This is a genomic window from Herbaspirillum lusitanum P6-12, assembly GCF_000256565.1.
In the GTDB taxonomy this organism is placed as follows: Bacteria; Pseudomonadota; Gammaproteobacteria; order Burkholderiales; family Burkholderiaceae_D; genus Herbaspirillum; species Herbaspirillum lusitanum.
In genome coordinates this window covers 1-617 of the sequence record NZ_AJHH01000515.1, presented here as the reverse complement: position 1 = coordinate 617, position 617 = coordinate 1, and the positions used below count along the sequence as shown (strand labels likewise).

At 46.0% G+C, this 617-nt stretch carries 1 pseudogene; it reads left to right on the top strand.

Annotation, left to right across the window (positions count from 1 at the left end):
* Nucleotides 1-28: 28 nt before the first annotated feature.
* Nucleotides 29-118, top strand: a pseudogene (locus HLUSI_RS31795) (4Fe-4S dicluster domain-containing protein); the annotation flags it as partial.
* Between the last annotated feature and the right edge of the window lie 499 nt (nucleotides 119-617).

The following is a 617-nucleotide window of genomic DNA, read 5'->3' as shown; positions in this document are numbered from 1 at the left end:
TTTCCACCTCTTGTACGATGGATGTTGATGCAAGACCTGCGACATCAAGGATCCGACGCAAAACATCGTGTGGGTGACACCGGAAGGTGGCGGCGGACCGAATTACTCAAACATGTAGCTTCTTCTTCTTGCATCGATCTATTGGCTACAAACCGATACTTATCCCCAGATTCTGTGGAAAGGCTTATGGATAAGTATCCTTAAAAAGGCATAAGACTTTGATTTTCAATAGATTTTTTGGTCTGCTCTATTTTCTCGTAGTCTTCATTACTCACTTTCCCCTCTATAGAATAAATTTTCTAGACTGAAAACAACATTCGAATCTGTTCAAGATTGCCTTTCGACGACCTGCTTCGCGGCCTTGAAAATTTTTCCCCGTTTTCTGAAACTGTAGATTTGCTCGCGGAATTGACCCTCTCCAATTGATCCACCTTCCAGCGCCTTGCGAAGGCAGCGCCCCGATCGTACGACCCCTCATAGCCCAATGATCGCAGCTCCAAGTGGAGCTGTTTTAAGGTACGGCGCTGCTTGCGTGATTTGACCGCCTCAGTCTTTAACCACGCTGAGAGTTTTAGTGTGTATTTATCTAGAGAGCTCCGGGGACGCCTATCTGCATA